Source organism: Janthinobacterium sp. GW823-FHT01H08 (genome assembly GCF_058797855.1).
Genome location: NZ_CM179504.1, coordinates 822,327 through 842,089 on the forward strand (window position 1 = coordinate 822,327; position 19,763 = coordinate 842,089).

Here is a 19,763-nt window from a genome sequence, read left to right on the forward strand (position 1 = left end):
ACAGCCAATGTGACCATCATTTTAGCAAAAAAATAACATCGGCGTGTATCGGCTATTTCTTGATTAAAAACACGCGGCGCGCCGGTTTTTCCGCCGCCGAATGCCGATTTTCCGATTTTTCAGCGTCTTTGACATGCTCTGCGGCACTACTGCAACGTTGTTTTAAAACACAGCCAACATTCCTGTTGGCATGGTTTTGGGGTGTTGCGCGGTGTTGCCTAGCGTTACTGGCGCGCGTTGCGCAGATTGCCCGGCATCGCTCCCGTGCTGAAGTTGCTGCGCCAGGGATTGATGTCGAGGCCGCCGCGGCGCGTATAGCGCGCATACACGGACAGTTTTTGCGGTTTGCACTGGCGCAAGATATCGACAAAGATGCGCTCCACGCATTGCTCGTGGAATTCATTGTGTTCGCGGAAACCGATCAGGTAGCGCAACAGGCTTTCCTGGTCGATCTGCGGCCCCGCATACGCGATCTGCACGCTGCCCCAGTCGGGCTGGCCCGTCACCAGGCAATTCGATTTGAGCAAATGTGACACCAGTTTTTCTTCCACGGGCGCCTCATCGAGCGCCGCCTTCAACAGCAGCGGCGAGGGCGTGTATTGCGTGATTTCCAGGTCCAGACGGTCGAGCAGCACGCCGTCGAACTCGCCCATTTTGAGCTTGCCGAAATCTTCCTGCAAAGTCAGTTCCACTTGCACGGGCGCGCCGAAACCGTTCGACAAATCCTGCTTGAGCACTGCCAGCAGGGCTTGCGGGCTGTCCAGCTTGGTCTGGTTGAACGAGTTCAGGTAGAGCTTGAACGATTTCGATTCGATGATGTTGGGCGAATCGGCCGGCGCGCTGACCTTGGCAATGGCCACCTGCGGCTTGCCGCGCTGGTTCAGCCACGACAGTTCGTAGGCGTTCCAGATATCGAGGCCGAAAAACGGTAATGTACCGTGCAGTTCCAGCTCGTCGCGCTTGCCCTGGCGCGGAATCGGAAACAGCAGTTCCGGCGCGTAATCGGTGCGGTAGGCGGAGCTTTTGCCCAGCGGGGATTGTTCGGCGAGGTCGTTGGTGGTGGTCATGGTGGCGTGGCTACAAATTCTGTGAAGGGTGAATGGTAGCTTATTTCAACCCAACGGCAAGGACCGGGGTCAGACCCGACGGGGGAATGCGCCCGGTGGGATGCATTCCGATCGCGAAGCGACTGACCTGTTATTGCCCGAGGAACAGCTTATACACGGGATTGCTGCTCTCATCCCAGTAACGATACCCGAGGGTATCGAGGAAGCGGGCGAATTCTCCCATTTCATCGGGCGGCACTTGCAGGCCGATCAGGATGCGGCCCACGTCGCCGCCCTGGCTGCGGTAATGGCACAGGGAAATATTCCAGTTCGGCGCCATGCTGTCGAGGAAGCGCATCAGCGCGCCCGGGCGTTCGGGGAATTCGAAGCGGTACAGCAGCTCGTCCTGCGCCAGCCGGCTCTTGCCGCCCACCAGGTGGCGGATGTGCGACTTGGCCAGTTCGTCGTGGGTCAGGTCGAGGGTCTTGAATTCGTGTTCCTCGAAGGTCTTCGCCAGCACGCTGGATTCATGCCTGTCGGCAATTTGAATGCCGACGAACACGTGCGCGGCTTTTTCATCGCTGATGCGGTAGTTAAATTCCGTCACGTTGCGCGCGCCAATGAGCGAACAGAAACGCTTGAAGCTGCCCCGCTGTTCGCGCATGGTAACGGCGAACACGGCTTCGCGGAATTCGCCCAGTTCGGCCCGTTCCGCCACGAAGCGCAGCCGGTCGAAATTCATGTTCGCGCCGCTGGCGATGGTGACCAGGGTTTCATTGTTGACGGGGTGCTTGGTCAGGCTGGCCCGTTCCACGTAGGCCTTGGCGCCGGCGATGGCCAAGGCGCCGGACGGCTCCAGAATACTGCGCGTATCCGTAAACACATCCTTGATGGCGGCGCAGATGGCGTCCGTGTCGACGGTGATGATTTCATCGACATACGCCTGCACCAGGCGGAAGGTTTCCTCGCCGGCCAGGCGCACGGCCGTGCCGTCGGCGAACAGGCCCACGTCGTTCAGGGTCACGCGTTCGCCTGCCTTCAGCGAGCGGGCCATGGCGTTCGAGTCGACGCTTTGCACGCCGATGATCTTGATGTCGGGGCGAATCTGTTTTACGTAGGCAGCAATGCCGGCGATCAGGCCGCCGCCGCCGATGGGGGCGAAGATGGCGTGGATGGGGCCGGCGTGCTGGCGCAGGATTTCCATGCCGATCGTGCCCTGGCCGGCGATCACGTCCGGGTCGTCGAACGGGTGCACGAAGGTCAGCTTCTGTTCCTTTTCCAGAGTCAGCGCATGGTTGTAGGCATCCGTGTACGACTCGCCGTGCAGCACCACTTCCACGTTCACGCCGCCGCGCCCCTTGACCGCCTCGACCTTCACCAGCGGCGTGGTAGTGGGCATGACGATGACGGCACGGCAACCCATGCGGGCGGCCGACAGGGCCACGCCCTGGGCATGGTTGCCGGCCGAGGCGCAAATCACGCCGCGCTTGCGTTCCGCTTCGCTGAGCTTGGACATCTTGTTATAGGCGCCGCGAATCTTGAAGCTGAACACGCTTTGCATGTCTTCGCGCTTGAAGTAAATCTGGTTGTTCAGGCGCTGCGACAGGGCAGGGGCCAGTTCCAGCGGCGTTTCGGTGGCGACGTCATAGACGCGGGCGGTCAGGATTTTCTTGAGGTAGTCGATGTTCATAGTCTGCAAGCAAGTGATTCTGGGCCAGAAAGGGTCTGGAGCGTGTCTGTCGATAGCGGCGGCGCGGCGGCGGATAGCCTGGCGACAATAATGCTCTGTGGAACTGCGGGCGGGTCTGCCTTTGCCAGCCGGCGCGATGTGTGCGGCGCCCAGGCTGCTCTTCATTATAATGGAGAGCCTTACCGCATCGCGAAGTGTTCCATGATCGAATCCGCAATCGCCTGGCTGCTGCAGCTGATCGCAGCACCGGAAGTCGGGCTGACATCGGTCTTTCTGATCAGCTTTATTTCCGCTACCCTCTTGCCGCTCGGCTCGGAGCCGGCCGTGTTTGCCGTGATCAAGGCCAATCCCGCGCTGTTCTGGGCCGCCATCGGCGTCGCCACCCTGGGCAATACCCTGGGCGGCATCGTCGACTACTGGATGGGCTACCGGGCCAAGCAGGCGTTCGCCAAGGAGCGCGATACGCGCTGGTTCCGCTGGCTGGCCCGCTATGGCGCCAAGACCATGCTGCTGGCCTGGCTGCCCCTCGTGGGCGATCCCCTGTGTACCCTGGCGGGCTGGCTCAAGTTGCCGTTCTGGCCCAGCGTGGCCTATATGGCCATCGGCAAGTGCGCACGCTACCTGACCATGACAGGCTTGCTGCTCTACGTCCCCGATGGTGTTTGGCACCAGATCGGCCAGATGCTGGCTTGAATGGGACGGCCTGCAACGCCAGTTTGCCCCATTTCGTGCAGTTCGATAGTTCGCAGCAGGGTCTGATTTTTGGTATTTTTTCGTTGAAAATTCGTGGAATCTGGTTTTTTATTCGGCAATGGAGGGCTTTTCCATATTTGCTATGGTGGCGGATGCGGTGCTTAAACCTTAGGCTGCCTAAGGCTGTTCCCGCATGGTGCGGCGCAATAAGATAAAATGGGTCTTTAGGGTCCAGTCCACATCGTCACCACACTCCATGAACGCTCCCGCACAAATCCAAGCTTTACTGGCAGAAACGCCGAATGGTCCCGCAGCAAGCCGCCTGCGCGAAATCCCGTATAACTACACGTCGTTTTCCGATCGCGAGATCGTCATACGCCTGTTGGGGGAGGACTCCTGGCGCCTGCTCGACGAGCTGCGCGGCGCCCGCCAGACGGGCCGTTCGGCCCGCATGCTGTACGAGGTGCTGGGCGATATCTGGGTCGTGCGCCGCAACCCCTATCTGCAGGATGACTTGCTCGACAATCCGAAGCGCCGCCAGGGCTTGATCGATGCCCTGCATCACCGCCTGGCCGAAGTCGACAAGCGCCGCCTGTCCATCGATGCGGCCGGCGGCGACGTGGCCGCCAGCGGCGAGACGCCGGAAGTGGCGCAGGCGCGCAGCCATAACGTCGAACTGCTGCTCAAGGCCGCCAGCAAGGCCGTGGCCGACTTTGGCGATGAATTCCGCAAGACCTACGACTTGCGCAAGCGCACGGTCAAGGTGCTGGGCCGCTACACGGAAAAACACAATGTGCGCTTCGACGGCATGACGCGCGTGTCGCACGTGACGGATGCCACCGACTGGCGCGTGGAATACCCGTTCGTCGTGCTCACGCCCGACACGGAAGAGGAAATGGCCGGCCTGGTCAAAGGCTGTATCGAGCTGGGGCTGACCATCATCCCGCGCGGCGGCGGCACCGGCTACACGGGCGGCGCGATTCCATTGACGCCGATGTCGGCCGTCATCAACACGGAAAAACTGATCACCCTGGGCGCCGTGGAAATGACGGTCTTGCCTGGCTTGACGCACGAATACGCGACGATCAATTCGGGCGCTGGCGTGATCACGAACAAGGTCTCGGAAGCGGCGGAGAAGGCCGGTTTCGTGTTTGCCGTCGACCCCACCTCCGCCCACGCCTCTTGCATCGGCGGCAACGTCGCCATGAATGCGGGCGGCAAGAAAGCCGTGCTGTGGGGCACGGCGCTCGACAACCTGGCCTCGTGGCGCATGGTCGACCCGAACGGCGACTGGCTCGACGTCACGCGCCTCGACCATAACCTGGGCAAGATCCACGATATCGCGCTGGCACGTTTCCAGCTGGAATGGCGTCACCCGAGCACGCGCGACGCGACAAAACCGAACGCGCCGTTCAAGACGGAAATCCTGGAAATTCCTGGCCGTAAATTCCGCAAGGAAGGCCTGGGCAAGGATGTGACGGACAAATTCCTCGCCGGCTTGCCGGGCATCCAGAAAGAAGGCTGCGACGGTCTCATTACGTCGGCGCGCTGGATTCTGCACAAGATGCCGAAGTTCGCCCGTACCGTCTGCCTGGAATTCTTCGGCCAGGCGCGCGACGCGATTCCGTCGATCGTGGAAATCAAGGATTACCTCGACGGCTTGCCGGCGAAAGGCGAGCAATACACGAGCATCCGCCTGGCGGGTCTCGAACACCTGGACGAGCGCTACCTGCGCGCCGTCGGCTACGCCACCAAGTCGAAGCGGGGCGTGCTGCCGAAGATGGCCCTGTTTGGCGACATCGTCGGCGACGATGAAAACGCCGTCGCGCAAGCGGCGTCGGAAGTGGTGCGCATCGCCAACACCCGCGTGGGTGAAGGTTTTGTGGCCGTCAGCCCCGAAGCGCGCAAGAAATTCTGGCTTGACCGCGCCCGCACGGCGGCGATCGCCAAGCATACCAATGCGTTCAAGATCAATGAAGACGTCGTCATTCCCCTGAACCGCATGGGCGAATACACGGATGGCATCGAACGCATCAATATCGAGCTGTCGATCAAGAACAAGCTGCAACTGGCGGACGCCCTCAGCGAATTCTTTGCCAAGGGTAACTTGCCAATCGGCAAGAGCGACGATGCGTCGGATGACCGCGTGGACGACGCTGAAATGCTGGGCGACCGCGCTGAGCAGGCGCAGCAGTTGCTGGCGCAAGTGACGGCGCGCTGGACCTATCTGCTGGCCCAGCTCGACCGTCCGCTGGTCGACGTGAAGGGCGAACTGGCCGAACTGGGCATGGAGCGTTTGCTGCCCGTGTTCGATGCGCGCCTGGAAACGCAGCCGAACGCCACCCTGTTCGACGTGGTACAGGACCGCACCGTGCGCATCACGTGGAAGCAGGAAATTCGCGCCCAGCTGCGCCAGATCTTCAACGGCGCCGCCTTTAAACTGATTCTCGACGAGGCCACGGCCATTCACGCGCGCATTTTGCGTAGCCGCGTGTTTGTCGCGCTGCACATGCATGCGGGCGACGGCAACGTGCACACGAACTTGCCCGTCAACTCGGACAACTACGAAATGCTGCAGGACGCCCACGAAGCCGTGGGCCGCATCATGATCCTGGCCCGCTCGCTCAATGGCGTCATTTCCGGCGAGCACGGTATCGGCATCACCAAGCTGGAATTTTTGACGGAAGAAGAGATCGGCGACTTCCGCAGCTACAAGCAGCGCATCGATCCGGAAGGCCGTTTCAACAAGGGCAAGCTGCTGAACCTGCCGGGCATGGGCGCCGACTTGCGCAATGCCTACACGCCATCGTTCGGCCTGATGGGCCATGAGTCGCTGATCATGCAGCAAAGCGATATCGGTGCCATCGCCGACAGCGTCAAGGATTGCTTGCGTTGCGGCAAGTGCAAACCCGTGTGCTCGACCCACGTGCCGCGCGCCAACTTGCTGTACTCGCCGCGCGACAAGATATTGGCGACCTCGTCCCTGATCGAAGCCTTCCTGTACGAAGAGCAGACGCGCCGCGGCATTTCCATCAAGCATTGGGAAGAGTTCGAGGACGTGGCCGACCACTGCACGGTCTGCCATAAATGCGTCACGCCTTGCCCCGTGAACATCGACTTCGGCGACGTGTCGATGAACATGCGCAATTTGCTGCGCAAGATGGACAAGAAGAGCTTTAATCCGGGCACCAAGGCGACGATGATGTTCCTCAACGCCACCGATCCCGTGACCATCAACGCCACGCGCAAGGTCATGATCGGCTGGGGTTACAAGGCGCAGCGCCTGGGCCACGATCTGTTGAAGAAATTTGCCAAGAAGCAAACCAAGGCGCCGCCGCCATCGACGGGCAAGCCGCCCGTCAAGGCGCAGGTGATCCACTTCATCAACAAGAAGATGCCGGGCAACCTGCCGAAGAAATCGGCGCGCGCGCTGCTCGACATCGAAGACGACAAGGTCATCCCGATCATCCGCAATCCGAAGACGACGACGGCCGATACGGAAGCCGTGTTCTACTTCCCCGGCTGCGGTTCGGAACGGCTGTTCTCGCAAGTGGGCCTGGCCACGCAGGCGATGCTGTGGGAAGTGGGCGTGCAGACGGTCTTGCCGCCTGGCTACCTGTGCTGCGGTTATCCGCAGCGGGGCGCGGGCGAGTTCGACAAGGCCGAGAAGATGATGACGGACAACCGCGTCCTGTTCCACCGCATGGCCAACACGCTCAATTACCTGGACATCAAGACGGTGCTGGTGTCGTGCGGCACCTGCTACGACCAGCTGGCCACCTACCAGTTCGAGAAGATTTTCCCTGGCTGCCGCATCATGGATATCCATGAGTATTTGCTGGAGAAAAACGTCAAGCTGGAAGGCGTGAACGGCACGCGCTATATGTACCACGAGCCATGCCACAATCCGATGAAGCTGCAGGAATCGGGCAAAACCATCAACTCCCTGATCAGCACGGTCGATAACGTGAAGATCGAGAAGAATGACCGTTGCTGCGGCGAATCGGGCTCGCTGGCCGTCACGCGCCCTGATATTTCCACGCAAGTGCGTTTCCGCAAGGAAGAAGAGATGGTCAAGGGCGCCGACAAGCTGCGCGGCGATGGGTTCACCGGCGACGTCAAAATCCTCACCAGCTGCCCGTCGTGCCTGCAAGGCTTGTCGCGCTACAATGACGATTCGGGCACGACGGCCGACTACATCGTCGTCGAGATCGCCAAACACTTGCTGGGAGAGAACTGGATGCCGGATTACGTGAAACGCGCCAATGACGGCGGCATCGAACGGGTGCTGGTGTGACGTCCTCGACCTGCGATCTGTGCAACTTGCTCGATGGCTTTGCCAAGAAGCAGGGCTGTGAGGTCTTGCTGTGGCGCAGCGAGCGCCTGTCCGTGGTGGCCGTCGACGACCCTGCCTACCCCGGGTTTTGCCGCGTGATCTGGAACAAGCACGTGAAGGAAATGACGGATTTGACGCCAGGCGAGCGCAATTATGTGATGGAAGTCGTGTGGCAAGTCGAGCTGGCCGTGCGCGAAGTGATGGCACCGGAAAAGGTCAATGTGGCCAGTTTCGGCAACATGACGCCGCATGTGCACTGGCACGTGATTCCCCGCTACCGTGACGACGCGCATTTCCCGCACCCCAGCTGGGCAGTCGTGCAGCGCGAGACGGCGCCCGAAGTACTGGCCGCGCGCCGCGCCCTGTTGCCGGCCTTGCGCGAGGCCATCATTCAACGTTTATCCGCATAAAGTATCGTCATGACCGAAAAAGCAGCAACACCCCAACCGACCGGCTTGACCGTGCACAACCAGTCGCGCGTGCTCGACGTGGCTTTCGACGATGGCAGCACATTTGCGCTGCCGTTCGAATACCTGCGCGTGTACTCGCCCTCGGCCGAAGTGCAGGGCCATGGCAAGGGCCAGGAAACCTTGCAATTAGGCAAACGCCTGGTCGGCATCACGGGCCTGGAACCGGTCGGCAACTACGCCGTGCAGCCTACCTTCAGCGACGGCCACAATTCCGGCCTGTACACCTGGGCTTATCTGTACAAGCTGGGCGCGGAACAAGCCACCTTGTGGCAAGCCTACCTTGACCAGCTGGCGGCGGCCGGTTACCCCGGCGACAGCGGCCGCGACGCCAAGGCCGACATGACCGTCAAGCAATCTTCCGGCGGCCACGTGCATGGACCCAGCTGCGGCCATAAGCATTAATTAAAAATAATGCGGTAATCTTGTCGGATTGCCGCCGCCCCATTCGTCGTATGAATGCCCGCGCTTGCGGGCATTTTTCTTTGGAGAAGAGACTATGGAATACATGATCCTGATCTACGCCGATGAATCCCGTTATGCATCCATGCCGGAAGGGCAGATGGCCAGCCTGATGGCAGACTTTGCCAGCTACACGCAGGCGCTGGAAGCGGCCGGCGTGCTGCGCGGCGGGGCCGAGCTGGCGCCGGTGGGCAGCGCCACCTGCGTGCGTGTGCAAAATGGCAAGCCCGTCATCACGGATGGGCCGTTCGCGGAAACCAAGGAGCAGCTGGGCGGCTACTATCTGCTGGACTGCGCCCACCTGGACGAAGCGCTGGCCTGGGCCGGGCGTTGTCCGGCGGCTTCCCTGGGCACGATCGAAGTGCGGCCCGTCACGGCTTGACCATGGCCGGCGACGCCGTTACGGCCGTCGAGCACGTCTTTCGCCAGGAAAAGGGCAGGGTGCTGGCCGGCCTGATGCGGCGTTTCGGCGACCTGGGCCTGGCGGAAGATGTGCTGCAGGAAGCGTGCCGCAAGGCCCTGGAACTGTGGCCGCGCACGGGCATCCCCGACAATCCTGCCGCCTGGCTCAGTGCCGTGGCGCGCAACGCGGCTCTCGACCACGTACGCCGGGTGGGCAAGAGCGTCAGCGATGCCGACGCCCAGCTGTCCTGCCTGCAGGCTGCCGTGGTGGAAGAAACGCAGGCCATCGAGGATGACCGCTTGCGCCTGCTGTTCATCTGCTGCCATCCCGCGCTGGCGCCCGAGGCGCAGGTGGCGCTGGCCCTGCGCACCCTGTGTGGCCTGTCCACAGGCGAGATCGCACGCGCCTTCGGCGTGGCGGAAACGGCCCTGTCGCAGCGCTTGTTGCGCGCCAAACGCAAGATCGCCGAAGCCCGTATCCCTTTCGAGTTACCGCCGGAACAAGAGCTGCAGCCGCGGCTGGCGCAAGTACTGCACGTGATTTACCTGGTGTTCAGCGAAGGCTATTGCGCCAGCGGCGGCGACACTTTGCTGCGCGCAGACCTGTGCGCGGAAGCGCTGCGCCTGGGGCGCCTGCTTGACAGCCTGCAGCCCGACCAGCCGGAAGTGCAGGGCCTATTGGCCCTGATGCTGCTGCAGGCGTCGCGCGGCCCGGCCCGCCTCTCGCCAGGCGGTGAACTGCTGACCCTGGAAGAGCAGGACCGGCGCCTGTGGGATGACGCCCTGATTGCCGAGGGGCTGGCCGTGCTGGCACTGGCCTTGCCGGCGCGCGCGCCAGGGGCGTATCAGCTGCAAGCCGCCATTGCCGCCTTGCACGCGCAAGCGCCCACGGCCAGCGGGACGGACTGGCGCCAGATCAGCGCCCTGTATGGCGCCTTGCTGCGGCACAAGCCGGAACCCATGATCTTGCTCAACGCCGTGATCGCCTGCGCCATGGCGCACGGCGCCGCACACGGGCTGGCCTGGCTGGCGCGGCTCGAAGCCGTTCCCAGCCTTGTCAACTCGCATTATCTGCACGCGGCCCGGGCCGACTTGCTGCGCCGCCAGGGCGACCGGCCGGGGGCGCTGGCGGCGTATGCGCGGGCGGCCATGCTGGCTGAGAATGCAGTGGAAAGGCAATACCTTCTCCGGCGTCACGGGGAAATGCGCCTGCCGCTTGTATAATGCTCCCAAGTTCAAACAGACTGCCTACCATGACCAATACGACCCATTTCGGATACAAAACAGTTGCAGAAGACGACAAAGTGCGCGAAGTCGCCAAGGTGTTCCATTCCGTCGCTGCCAAATACGACGTGATGAACGACTTGATGTCGGGCGGGCTGCACCGTCTGTGGAAGACGTTTACCATCGCCAACGCGGGCGTGCGCCCCGGTTTCAAGGTGCTCGACATCGCCGGCGGCACGGGCGACCTGTCGAAGGCGTTCGCCAAGCAGGCGGGTCCTACGGGCGAAGTCTGGCTGACCGATATCAATGAATCGATGTTGCGCGTGGGCCGCGACCGCCTCTTGAATCGCGGCTTGCTCACCCCCACCTTGTTGTGTGACGCGGAAAAACTGCCATTCCCCGATAATTATTTCGACCGCGTCAGCGTGGCCTTCGGCCTGCGCAACATGACGCACAAGGACGTGGCGCTGGCGGAAATGCGCCGCGTGCTGAAACCGGGCGGCAAGCTGCTGGTGCTGGAATTTTCCAAGGTGGCGGCACCGCTGCAAAAGCCGTACGACCTGTATTCGTTCTCGGTCTTGCCGTGGTTCGGCCAGAAAATCGCCGGCGACGCGGAAAGCTATCGCTACCTGGCCGAATCGATCCGCATGCACCCGGACCAGGAAACCTTGAAGACCATGATGGAAACGGCGGGCCTGGAACGCGTGCAGTACTACAATTTGACGGCAGGCATTGCCGCTTTGCACACAGGTATCAAGATGTAATGCATCAACGTTGGTGATTTTAGGAGATGGAATGAAATTGAAGAAATTTATGGTCGGCATGATGCTGGCCGCGGCCACGGTATCCATGCTGGGCGAGGCGCTGGCCCGTCCCATGGGCGGTGGCCGTTCGTTTGGCCGCCAGTCGCAAAACGTGGGCCGCCAGGCGCCCGCACCTGCGCCGACCCCGGCACCGGCCGCCGCGCCGCGCCAGGCGCAACCGGCTCCTGCCCCCGCACCGGCGCCTGCCGCCAAGGCACCGAGCCGCTGGAAGGGTTTGCTGGGCGGCGCCTTGCTGGGCCTGGGCCTGGGCGCCTTGCTGTCGCACTTTGGCCTGGGCGGCGCCCTGGCCAGCATGATCAGCACCCTGCTGATGGTGGCTTTGCTCGCTGGCGTGGCCTTCTTCATCTACCGCATGGTGCGCGGCAAGCGCGACAACAATACCAGCGGCAATGCACCGTTCGCCGGCTTCGGCAACCAGCCTGCGCCGGCCGGCAACGTGCCGGACATCGGCTCGCGCATCCCGCCGCTGCCGCCGCTGCAGCCCGTTTCGTCCGGCGTCGGCCTGGACAAGCCGGCACCGGCTGCCGCGCCATGGGGCGTACCAGGCGACTTCGACAAGGAAGCCTTCCTGCGCCACGCGAAAAGCAATTTCATTCGCCTGCAAGCGGCCTGGGACAAGGCCGACGTCAACGATATCCGCGAATTCACGTCGCCGGAAGTGTATGCGGAACTGCGCATGCAAATCCAGGAGCGGGGCGCGCAGCCGGACTTCACGGACGTCGTCACCATCGATGCCGAACTGCTCGGTATCGAGACGAGCGTCAACGATTACCTGGCCAGCGTCAAATTTACGGGCCTGATCCGTTCGGCGCCGGGCGCGGCAGCGGAACCGTTCGCGGAAGTGTGGAATATGTCGAAACCCGTCAGCGGCAACAGCGGCTGGGTCCTGGCAGGCATCCAGCAATTGAATTAATTGTCAAAACTTGCTGAATAATGGCTTAAGTTCATGCGGAATGCATGATGCTTGACAGATATTTCCTGCTGAACTGGTAAGATCGAAACCGCCCGCGTTGTTGTACGGGCGGTTTTTCATTTTTAGGGGCGCGTTTGGCGCGCAGGCACACGATGGCACCACTTTCCGATCTTTCCCTGATGACGCCCGTCATCGCCACTATCAACCATTTGCTGGCGCAAGAGCCGTGGGCGCGCCAGCAGCTGGCCGTGCACGCCGGCAAGCTGGCCTGCATCGACACGGGCGCCGTGGCCTTGCGCCTGCGCGTCGACAGCGCCGGCATGCTGGAGGCGGCACCGGCGGACGTAGTTGCCAATGTGACCATCCGCGTGAAATTGTCCGATGTGCCGCTGATCCTGCAAAACCGCGAGCGGGCGTTTTCCTACGTCAAGATCGAAGGCGATGCCGAGTTTGCCAATGCGATTTCGCAATTGAGCAAGGGTTTGCGCTGGGAAGCCGAGCACGACCTGGAAAAGGTCGTCGGCCCCATGCTGGCCACGCGCCTCGTTTCCGGTGCGAAAGATGCCGCCGCCTTTGTGCGCACGGGCCAGCAAAAGCTGGCGGAAAACGTGGCCGAATATTTTCTCGACGAACAGCCGATGCTGATCCGTCCTTCCACCCTGCAAGAGTATTCCGCTGGCGTGACGCGCGTGCGCGATGACGTCGAACGCCTGGCTAAGCGCCTTGCCCGGCTGGAAAAGGCGGCCGCCGCCGTCCAGCCGCAGTCCTCCTCACCGGATTTGTCTACATGATATTGAAATTCCTGCGCCTGTTTAAAATCATCCGTGTTTCCATCAAGTACGGTCTGGATGAGATAGCGATTTCTGGTCTGCAAGTTCCCCGCACCGCCAAATTGATCGACACCCTGATTTTCTGGCGCGACCTGTCGTCGCCGCGGGGCTTGCGCCTGCGCCTGGCGCTGGAAGAGCTGGGCCCGATTTTCGTCAAATTCGGCCAGGTGCTGTCGACCCGGCGCGATTTGATGCCGCCCGACATCGCCGAAGAACTGGCGCGCCTGCAAGACCGGGTGCCGCCGTTCGATTCCGACCTGGCCATCGCGCAAATCACCAAGTCGCTCGGTGCGCACCCGGATCAACTGTTTGCCCGCTTCGAGCGCGAGCCGGTGGCGTCCGCATCTATTGCCCAGGTGCACTTTGCCACTTTGAAAGACGGCCGCGAAGTGGCCGTGAAGGTCTTGCGTCCAGGCATGAAAAAGCTGATCGACGAAGATGTGGCCCTGATGCACATCGCCGCCGACTGGACCAGTCGCCTGTGGGCCGACAGCAAGCGCCTGAAGCCGAAAGAGGTGGTGGGCGAGTTCGACAAATACCTGCACGACGAGCTGGACCTGATGCGCGAGGCGGCCAACGCCAGCCAGCTGCGCCGCAACTTCGCCAACTCGGACTTGCTGCTGGTGCCCGAAATGCACTGGGATTATTGTTCCAGCAGCGTCATCGTCATGGAGCGCATGTACGGCATCCCCGTGTCGCAGACCGAGCGCCTGGTGGCGGCCGGCGTGGACTTGCGCAAACTGTCCAGCGATGGCGTGGAGATTTTCTTCACGCAAGTGTTCCGCGACGGCTTTTTCCATGCTGACATGCACCCAGGCAATATTCTCGTGTCGATCGCGCCCGACTCGTTCGGCCGCTACATCGCGCTCGACTTCGGCATCGTGGGTACCTTGAATGACTACGACAAGGATTATCTGTCGCAAAACTTCCTCGCCTTCTTCCGCCGCGACTACAAGCGCGTGGCCGAGGCGCACATCGAATCGGGCTGGGCGCCGAAGGACACGCGCGTCGACGAGCTGGAAGCGGCCGTGCGCGCCTGCTGCGAGCCGATCTTCGACCGCCCGCTGAAGGATATTTCTTTTGGGCAAGTATTGCTGCGGCTGTTCCAGACCTCGCGCCGCTTCAACGTGGAAGTGCAGCCGCAACTGGTGCTGCTGCAAAAGACCCTGCTCAATATCGAAGGCCTGGGCCGCCAGCTCGATCCGGAACTGGACCTGTGGCAAACGGCCAAGCCCTACCTGGAAAAATGGATGAGCAACCAGGTGGGGCCGCAAGGCTTCATGGAGCGCTTGCGCGCCGAGGCGCCCCGTTATGCGCACATTTTCCCGCAACTGCCGCGCTTGCTGCACCAGGCCTTGACCGTGCATGGCGAACCGCGTGAAAACGACGTGGAACTGATGAAAACCTTGCTGGCGGAGCAACGCCAGACGAACCGCTTGCTGAGTTTTATCGTGTACTTTGTCGGCGCCTTCGCCCTCGGCGCGCTGGGCTTGCAAGTGTTCATGCGCTGGCATCAACTGCCGTTTTAACTGGATCAGGACGTAAGTGATGGCTGACTTCCACAACCGCGACCCGCTCTCGCCCGCCTTCTGGGACGAGCGTTTCGAAAAGCAATTCACGCCCTGGGACCAGGGCGGCGTGCCGTCGCGCCTGCGCAGCTTCGTGGCCGGCAGTCCGGCGCCGCTGCGCTGCCTGATTCCCGGCTGCGGCTCCGCCTATGAACTGGTCTTCATGCTCGACCAGGGCTGGGATGCCACGGCCATCGACTTTGCGCCGGCCGCCGTGGCCGCCGCGCGTGCCCAGCTGGGCGAGCGGGCAGGGCAGGTGGTGGAAGCGGATTTCTTTGCCTGGCAGCCCGAGGCACCGCTGGACCTGATCTATGAACGGGCGTTTTTGTGCGCCATGCCGCGCGCCATGTGGCCGCAAGTGGCGGCCCGCTGGGCGCAGCTGCTGGCGCCGGGCGCCATGCTGGCCGGTTACTTTTTCTTTGACGACAACGCCAAGGGGCCGCCGTTCGGCATTTCGCGGGAGAAACTGCAGGAATTGCTGGTGCCGCATTTCGACTGCCTGGCCGATGAGGCCGTCGACGATTCCATCGCCGTCTTCGCCGGCAAGGAGCGCTGGATGAGCTGGCGCCGCCGGGCGGACTGAAGCGGGCGGGGCATTTTCCGCTGGCGACAAAGGAAAAGCTTTATAATTCAGGGTTTTTGAAGTTTTTTCTCGGAGTAGAGATGCCGATTTACGCTTACCGTTGTGACGAGTGTGGTTTTGCCAAGGATGTCTTGCAAAAGATCTCCGATCCAGTACTGACGGTGTGCCTGTCGTGCGGCAAGCCCAGTTTCAAGAAACAATTGACGGCCGCCGGTTTCCAATTGAAGGGCACTGGCTGGTACGCGACCGATTTCCGCGGAGGTACGGCGCCCACCACGGCCATTCCGACGGGCCCGGCCGATAACGCCAAGCCTGCCCCGGCCGCCGAGAGCGCGCCTGCCGCTGCGCCTGCGCCCGCTCCTGCTGCCACCGCGCCGAAAGCGGACTGAAAAGCGCGCCGCGCCGATACGATCCATTACCGAGAAACTGATGCGTAAATACTTTATTACCGGATTACTGATTTTGGTGCCCCTGGCCATTACGGCCTGGGTGCTGAATCTGGTCATCAGCACGATGGACCAGTCGCTGTTGCTGGTGCCCGGCAGTACGCAGCCCAGCGTCTGGTTCGGCCACAAGATTCCCGCGCTGAGCACCATTCCCGGCCTGGGCACGGTATTGACGGTGCTGATCGTGTTCTTCACGGGCTTGCTGACGAATAACCTGGTCGGCAATTACGTGGTGAAACTGTGGGAAAAATTGCTGCAACGCATACCCATCGTCAATTCCCTGTATTCGAGCGTCAAGCAAGTATCCGATACCCTGTTTTCCCCGTCGGGCAATGCCTTCCGCAAGGCCGTGCTGGTGCCGTATCCGCACCAGAACTCCTGGACCATCGCTTTCCTGACGGGCGTGCCGGGCGGCGATGCGGCGAACCACCTGGTGGGCGACTATGTCAGCGTGTATGTGCCGACGACGCCGAACCCGACCTCAGGCTTTTTCCTGATGATGAAGCGCAGCGATGTCGTCGAACTCGACATGAGCGTCGATGCGGCGCTCAAATATATCGTCTCGATGGGCGTGGTGGCGCCTGCGGAAGTTGTTGCTGTACCGGCCCCGGCAGCCAAAGAATAAAGGCAGGCGTCCCATGCGGGACGTGGCCGGATTGAACACTCACTAACCTGAACTGAGAATTTTATGTCTATGCGTACTGAATACTGCGGCCTCGTTACCGAAGCCATGCTGGGACAAACCGTCAGCCTGTGCGGCTGGGTACATCGCCGCCGTGACCACGGCAGCCTGATTTTCATCGACTTGCGCGACCGCGAAGGCCTGGTGCAAATCGTCTGCAACCCGGAACAAGCGGAGATGTTCAAGGTCGCCGAAGCCGTGCGCAACGAATTCTGCCTGCGCGTGACGGGCGTCGTGACCAACCGTATCGAAGGCACGATCAACAACAACCTGAAGTCGGGCAAGATCGAAGTGGTCTGCTCGGAGCTGGAAGTGCTGAACCCGTCCGTGCCCGTGCCGTTCCAGCTGGACGACGACAACCTGTCGGAAACGACGCGCCTGACGCACCGCGTGCTGGACCTGCGCCGCCCGCAAATGCAAAACAACCTGCGCCTGCGCTACAAGGTGACGATGGAAGTGCGCAAGTACCTCGACGCGCTGGGCTTCATCGACATCGAAACGCCGATGCTGACCAAGTCCACGCCAGAAGGCGCGCGCGATTACCTGGTGCCGTCGCGCGTGAACGCGGGCAGCTTCTTCGCCTTGCCGCAATCGCCACAGTTGTTCAAGCAACTGTTGATGGTCGCCAACTTCGACCGTTACTACCAGATCACCAAGTGCTTCCGCGACGAAGACTTGCGCGCCGACCGCCAGCCTGAATTCACGCAGATCGATTGCGAAACCTCGTTCCTGACGGAACAGGAAATCCGCGACCTGTTCGAAGACATGATCCGCGTCGTCTTCAAGAACACCCTGAACATCGACCTGCCGAACCCGTTCCCGGTGATGGATTTCGCCGAAGCGATGGGTCTTTACGGTTCCGACAAGCCGGACATGCGCGTCAAGCTGGCCTTCACGGACTTGACCGAAGTCATGAAGTCGGTCGAGTTCAAGGTCTTCAACGGCGCCGCCAACATGAAAGGCGGCCGCGTGGTGGCCCTGCGCGTACCGCAAGGCGGCAGCATGCCCCGTTCGGAAATCGATGCCTACACGCAATTCGTCGCCATCTACGGCGCCAAGGGCCTCGCTTACATCAAGGTCAACGAGAAAGCCAAGGGTCCTGAAGGTCTGCAGTCGCCGATCGTCAAGTTCCTGCCTGCCGACGTGCTGGCCACGATCCTCGAGCAGACGGGCGCGCAAGACGGCGACCTGATCTTCTTCGGCGCCGACAAGGCGAAAGTCGTCAACGACGCCATCGGCGCGCTGCGCGTGAAAATCGGTCACAGCGAGTTCGGCAAGAAAGCCGGCCTGTTCGAAGACGTGTGGAAGCCATTGTGGGTGGTCGACTTCCCGATGTTCGAGCACGACGAAGAAGCGGACCGCTGGACGGCGACCCACCATCCATTCACGGCGCCGAAAGACGGCCATGAAGACATGCTGGAAAGCGATCCGGGCGCCTGCATCGCCAAGGCCTACGACATGGTCTTGAACGGCTGGGAACTGGGCGGCGGTTCGATCCGTATCCACCGCGAAGAAGTGCAGTCGAAGGTGTTCCGCGCGTTGAAGATCGATGCGGAAGAAGCGCAGCTGAAGTTCGGCTTCCTGCTCGACGCCCTGCAATACGGCGCGCCACCGCATGGCGGCCTGGCATTCGGCCTGGACCGTATCGTGACCATGATGACGGGTTCCGAATCGATCCGCGACGTGATCGCCTTCCCGAAAACCCAGCGCGCGCAAGACTTGCTGACCCATGCGCCGTCGGAAGTGGACGAGAAGCAATTGCGTGAACTGCACATCCGTTTGCGCAGCGCCGAGCCTAAAGTAGTGTAATGAAGCATGCGGCTGCCCCGGCGGCCGCTGTTTGATCCACTATGCAAAAAAAGGCGCTGTCGTGGCGCCTTTTTCATTGTTGATATGACTCATAAAATTCCTGTTTCCGTGCTGGTCGTCATTCATACGGCTGACCTTGACGTCTTGCTGATCGAACGCGCGGGCCAGCCCGGCTTCTGGCAATCGGTGACGGGTTCCGTCGATGCCGTCGACGAACCGCTGCTGCAGACGGCCGCGCGCGAACTGTGCGAGGAGACCGGCATCGTTGCCGATGGATGCGATATCGTGCTGCGCGACTGGAACTTGTCGAATGTGTACGAGATCTATCCGATCTGGCGCCACCGCTACGCGCCCGGCGTGACGCGCAACACGGAACACGTATTCAGCGTGCAAGTGCCGCGCGACATCGCCATCACCCTGAGCCCCCGCGAACACCTGCAATACGCGTGGCTGCCCTACCTGGCGGCGGCCGACCGTTGTTTCTCGTCGTCCAACGCGGAAGCGATTCTGCAATTGCCGGCCATGACGGGCCTGGCGCACCATCGTTGATCTCATTCGAAAGCCTTGCATGTTGAACTGGTTTAATCTCTCCCTGCAACAAAAACTGGCCGGCACATTCTGCCTGGCGCTGTGCCTGGTCGTGATTGTGGCGGCCAGCCTGTACACGCCGCCCGAACGCACGCCGCCCGTCGGCTTGCCGCTGATGGTGGTGGGACTGCTGTTGCATCCCGGTATGTTTAGCAAGGGCAAGCGCACGGTGGCCTGGCGCGGCGCACCGTTGCTGGTCAAGGTGGTGTGGTCCGCCGGCATCGCGGCGGCCGGCGTCAGTGTCGCCAGCGGCCTGGCGCGCATGTTTGCCTGAGCCAGGCGAGGCCGAAGGCGAGCCAATCGAGGCATTAGGTGCGCACGCGCACCTACGCTGGCGCCGCGCGGGGCCCGTCTGGGAGTAGAATCCATGCATGAAAATCCGCGTAGCAACTTATAATATCCACAAGGGCGTCTCTTCCGTGCGGGGCTTGCCCAGAGTCCACGCATTGAAGCAGGCGATCGCCCTGTTCCATGCCGATGTCGTCTTCCTGCAAGAGGTGCAAGGCAAGCACGACCGCAATGCGGCCCGCTTTGGCGCCGAGAAAAATGGCCACAAGCATTGGCCGGAAGCGTCGCAGCATGAATTCTTTGCCGGCGCCGAGCACCATTCCGCCTACGGCATGAATGCCGTGTACGACCATGGCCACCATGGCAACGCCTTGCTCAGCAAATTTCCCATCGCCTCGCAAACCAACCATGACGTGTCCGACCATGCCTACGAGCAGCGCGGCATCCTGCATTGCGTGCTCAAGACGCCGCAGGCCGACGTGCATTGCTACGTGGTCCACCTGGGCCTGTTCGAATCGGGGCGGGGACGGCAGACGCAGGCGCTGATCGATGCCGTGATGGAATCGGCGCCGAATGGCGAACCCGTCATCATCGCGGGCGACTTCAACGACTGGCGCAACACGCTCAGCGACAAGCTGCGCAATGCGCTGGGCGTGGTGGAAGTGTTTGACCAGCGTGCATCGAACTCGGCCCTGGGTGACCTCGTGCGCACCCTGGCGCGGCGCCAGACGAAAACACCCGTCCCCGTACCGGCACGCACCTTTCCCGCCGCCTTGCCGTGGTTCCGCCTGGACCGCATCTATGTGCGCGGTTTCCACGTGGAAGGCGCGCAAGTGATGCATGGCACCCTGTGGGCAAAATTGTCGGACCACGCGCCGATAGTTGCCGCTTTGAAACTCGCGTAGACTGCCG

Annotated in this window: 19 protein-coding genes; 17 read left to right on the plus strand and 2 right to left on the minus strand. The window is 61.8% G+C overall.

The features are described 5' to 3' along the window. Window positions 1–224 precede the first annotated feature (224 nt). A complete protein-coding gene (queF, locus tag AC3RCG_RS03660) occupies window positions 225–1,067 on the minus strand; it encodes an NADPH-dependent 7-cyano-7-deazaguanine reductase QueF (RefSeq protein ID WP_070292357.1) in 843 nt (280 codons plus the stop codon). 130 nt (window positions 1,068–1,197) lie between these two features. After that, a complete protein-coding gene (ilvA, locus tag AC3RCG_RS03665) occupies window positions 1,198–2,736 on the minus strand; it encodes a threonine ammonia-lyase, biosynthetic (protein ID WP_070221646.1) in 1,539 nt (512 codons plus the stop codon). A gap of 201 nt (window positions 2,737–2,937) precedes the next feature. Here ilvA and AC3RCG_RS03670 point away from each other — a divergent pair, with 201 nt between their 5' ends. The 17 genes from AC3RCG_RS03670 to AC3RCG_RS03750 all read left to right on the plus strand — a co-directional run bounded on the left by AC3RCG_RS03670 (window position 2,938) and on the right by AC3RCG_RS03750 (window position 19,756). Beyond that, window positions 2,938–3,429: a YqaA family protein gene (locus AC3RCG_RS03670; RefSeq protein ID WP_492404220.1), complete on the plus strand. Its 492-nt coding sequence runs from the start codon at window positions 2,938–2,940 to the stop codon at window positions 3,427–3,429. Between the two features lie 256 nt (window positions 3,430–3,685). After that, window positions 3,686–7,726, plus strand: a complete 4,041-nt coding sequence (locus AC3RCG_RS03675; protein WP_492404218.1) for a DUF3683 domain-containing protein — start codon at window positions 3,686–3,688, stop codon at window positions 7,724–7,726. Next, a complete protein-coding gene (locus tag AC3RCG_RS03680) occupies window positions 7,723–8,175 on the plus strand; it encodes an HIT family protein (protein WP_492404216.1) in 453 nt (150 codons plus the stop codon). The genes AC3RCG_RS03675 and AC3RCG_RS03680 overlap by 4 nt, the downstream gene beginning before the upstream one ends. A gap of 9 nt (window positions 8,176–8,184) precedes the next feature. After that, window positions 8,185–8,637 carry a gamma-butyrobetaine hydroxylase family protein gene (locus AC3RCG_RS03685; protein ID WP_492404214.1) on the plus strand — a complete coding sequence of 151 codons (453 nt, stop codon included), beginning with the start codon at window positions 8,185–8,187 and terminating at the stop codon, window positions 8,635–8,637. A gap of 94 nt (window positions 8,638–8,731) precedes the next feature. Then, the gene (locus AC3RCG_RS03690) at window positions 8,732–9,076 is read left to right on the plus strand and encodes a YciI family protein (RefSeq protein WP_492404212.1); all 345 of its coding nucleotides are present in this window, start codon (window positions 8,732–8,734) and stop codon (window positions 9,074–9,076) included. Between the two features lie 2 nt (window positions 9,077–9,078). Continuing rightward, a complete protein-coding gene (locus AC3RCG_RS03695; RefSeq protein ID WP_492404210.1) occupies window positions 9,079–10,320 on the plus strand; it encodes an RNA polymerase sigma factor in 1,242 nt (413 codons plus the stop codon). 29 nt (window positions 10,321–10,349) lie between these two features. Further along, window positions 10,350–11,084, plus strand: coding sequence for a bifunctional demethylmenaquinone methyltransferase/2-methoxy-6-polyprenyl-1,4-benzoquinol methylase UbiE (gene ubiE, locus AC3RCG_RS03700; protein ID WP_034753359.1), 735 nt, complete (start codon window positions 10,350–10,352; stop codon window positions 11,082–11,084). A 31-nt stretch (window positions 11,085–11,115) separates the two neighbouring features. Next, window positions 11,116–12,057, plus strand: a complete 942-nt coding sequence (locus AC3RCG_RS03705; RefSeq protein ID WP_492404208.1) for a Tim44 domain-containing protein — start codon at window positions 11,116–11,118, stop codon at window positions 12,055–12,057. 152 nt (window positions 12,058–12,209) lie between these two features. Then, window positions 12,210–12,848 carry a ubiquinone biosynthesis accessory factor UbiJ gene (locus AC3RCG_RS03710; protein ID WP_070292362.1) on the plus strand — a complete coding sequence of 213 codons (639 nt, stop codon included), beginning with the start codon at window positions 12,210–12,212 and terminating at the stop codon, window positions 12,846–12,848. Continuing rightward, window positions 12,845–14,416 (plus strand): ubiquinone biosynthesis regulatory protein kinase UbiB, encoded by a 1,572-nt coding sequence (gene ubiB, locus AC3RCG_RS03715; RefSeq protein WP_070221638.1) that lies wholly within the window; start codon window positions 12,845–12,847, stop codon window positions 14,414–14,416. The genes AC3RCG_RS03710 and ubiB overlap by 4 nt, the downstream gene beginning before the upstream one ends. Window positions 14,417–14,435: 19 nt before the next feature. Next, window positions 14,436–15,038, plus strand: a complete 603-nt coding sequence (locus tag AC3RCG_RS03720) for a methyltransferase (protein ID WP_492404206.1) — start codon at window positions 14,436–14,438, stop codon at window positions 15,036–15,038. Window positions 15,039–15,118: 80 nt separating this feature from the next. Further along, window positions 15,119–15,427, plus strand: coding sequence for an FmdB family zinc ribbon protein (locus AC3RCG_RS03725; RefSeq protein WP_070221636.1), 309 nt, complete (start codon window positions 15,119–15,121; stop codon window positions 15,425–15,427). A gap of 40 nt (window positions 15,428–15,467) precedes the next feature. Then, window positions 15,468–16,109 carry a DUF502 domain-containing protein gene (locus AC3RCG_RS03730; RefSeq protein WP_070292364.1) on the plus strand — a complete coding sequence of 214 codons (642 nt, stop codon included), beginning with the start codon at window positions 15,468–15,470 and terminating at the stop codon, window positions 16,107–16,109. A gap of 69 nt (window positions 16,110–16,178) precedes the next feature. Further along, window positions 16,179–17,975 (plus strand): aspartate--tRNA ligase, encoded by a 1,797-nt coding sequence (aspS, locus tag AC3RCG_RS03735; RefSeq protein ID WP_070221635.1) that lies wholly within the window; start codon window positions 16,179–16,181, stop codon window positions 17,973–17,975. An 84-nt stretch (window positions 17,976–18,059) separates the two neighbouring features. Beyond that, on the plus strand, window positions 18,060–18,524 hold the full coding sequence (gene nudB / locus AC3RCG_RS03740; protein WP_492404203.1) for a dihydroneopterin triphosphate diphosphatase: 465 nt from the start codon (window positions 18,060–18,062) through the stop codon (window positions 18,522–18,524). Between the two features lie 19 nt (window positions 18,525–18,543). Further along, window positions 18,544–18,837, plus strand: a complete 294-nt coding sequence (locus AC3RCG_RS03745; RefSeq protein ID WP_099409257.1) for a hypothetical protein — start codon at window positions 18,544–18,546, stop codon at window positions 18,835–18,837. A gap of 97 nt (window positions 18,838–18,934) precedes the next feature. Then, the gene (locus AC3RCG_RS03750; RefSeq protein ID WP_070221632.1) at window positions 18,935–19,756 is read left to right on the plus strand and encodes an endonuclease/exonuclease/phosphatase family protein; all 822 of its coding nucleotides are present in this window, start codon (window positions 18,935–18,937) and stop codon (window positions 19,754–19,756) included. Window positions 19,757–19,763: the final 7 nt, after the last annotated feature.